The sequence below is a fragment of the Kutzneria sp. 744 genome (assembly GCF_000568255.1).
Classification (GTDB): Bacteria; Actinomycetota; Actinomycetes; order Mycobacteriales; family Pseudonocardiaceae; genus Kutzneria.
This window is the reverse complement of sequence record NZ_KK037166.1, coordinates 10,144,819-10,146,340: the sequence shown is the minus strand read 5'-3', so window position 1 is coordinate 10,146,340 and position 1,522 is coordinate 10,144,819. Positions and strand designations below refer to the sequence as shown.

Annotated in this window: 2 protein-coding genes; one reads left to right on the top strand and one right to left on the bottom strand. The window is 73.5% G+C overall.

Annotation, left to right across the window (positions count from 1 at the left end):
* Window positions 1–539: shikimate dehydrogenase family protein (locus KUTG_RS46225; RefSeq protein ID WP_369794594.1), on the bottom strand; the 539-nt coding region annotated here is incomplete at its 3' end.
* A gap of 125 nt (window positions 540–664) precedes the next feature.
* On the opposite strand from KUTG_RS46225, the gene KUTG_RS46220 reads away from it, so the two are divergent.
* Window positions 665–1,519, top strand: a complete 855-nt coding sequence (locus KUTG_RS46220; protein WP_043726257.1) for an ROK family protein — start codon at window positions 665–667, stop codon at window positions 1,517–1,519.
* Window positions 1,520–1,522: the final 3 nt, after the last annotated feature.

The following is a 1,522-nucleotide window of genomic DNA, read 5'->3' as shown; positions in this document are numbered from 1 at the left end:
GGTGCGTCCCGGCCAGCGGCGCTCCAGGCGGGCGGCCAGCGCGGCGGCGCGGCCGGTGTCGACGTAAAAACAGGTGCACCGTCGCCGCGCCCGCGGTCAGCACCGCGGGCGCGATGGCGCTGCCCGCACCGCCGGCCCCGACCACCGTGACCGTCAAAAAAAACCGGATCGTGGCCGAAAGCCAGCAGCCCGGCCAGGAAGCCCGCGCCGTCGAAGTTCTCGGCGTACCAGGTGCCGTCCGGCTCACGACGCATCGCGTTGGCGCTGCCGGACAACTCGACGGCCGGGCTCACCGCGTCGGCGAAGTCGCGCACGGCGACCTTGTGCGGCACCGTGATCAGCAGGCCGTCCAGGTTCTGGACGAGCTGAAGGCCGAGGACGGTGGCCGCGAGATCCGCCGGACGCACGTGCACGGGCACCAGCACCGCGTCGATGCCGGCGCGGGCGAAGAACGTGTTGAGCATCCCGGGCGCCCGCACCTGTCGGACCGGGTCCCCCACAACCGCGTACAGCCGAGTCGAGCCCGTGATGCCGTCCATCATGCACTCCTTGGTGGGTAAGGATTTCCAGGAAACCAGCCCGGCGACGGCCGGGGTCCCCTAACCACCCCCTCACTTCGCCGGTCCACTCGCCCGGCCCGTCGCGCGGACGGCAGGATCGGCGGGTGGCTACCTGGCTGGGAATCGACATCGGCGGCACCAAGGTCGCGCTGCGGGCCGAAGGCGATGTCGTCGCGGACAACACCTTTCGCTGGCGGCCGGACGCCTCCCCGGCCGACGACCTGGGGGCGCTGGCGTCGGCCGTGCGTGACCTCGGCGGCGCGTACGACCGTGTCGGCGTGGCGATGCCGGCGACGGTGGACCCCGAGGGACGCGTGACCACGTGGCCGGGCCGGCCGTCCTGGGACGGCTTCGCATTCGGCGCCGAACTCCGCGACCTGTTCGACGGCACGGAGGTCCGCTACGCCGACGACGGCGACCTGGCGGCGCTGGCCGAAGCTGCGCACGCGGGCCACGACGACATCGTGTACGTCGGAGTCGGCACTGGCATCGGCGGCGGAGTGGTGCTGGACGGACGGCTGATTCCCGGCCTGGGCAAGGGTTCCTGCGAGGTCGGGCACATGGTGATCGACCGCCACGGCCCGATCTGCGACTGCGGGCGGCGCGGCTGCCTGCAGGCGGTGGCGTCCGGACCGGCCACCCTGCGCCGGGCCGGCGTCGACTTCGCGGACCTGCGAGCCGGCTGGCTGGCCGGTGACGAGCACGTCCTGGCGGCGGTGGTCGAGTCCTGCGAGGCCGTGGCGACGGCGGTGGTCACACTGTCCGAAGTGGTCCGTCCCGGCGTCGCCGTCGTGGGTGGCGGCTTCGCCGACGGCCTGCCAGGATTCGTCGACGTGGTGGCGGAACACGTCCACACGCTCGGCCGCGCCGGCCATCCCACGCCCCCGGTCCAGGCCGCGGCGCTCGGTGGCCTGTCGTCGCTGCGGGGAGCGCTGCTGCTGGCCCGCAATCCCGCGTGAAGC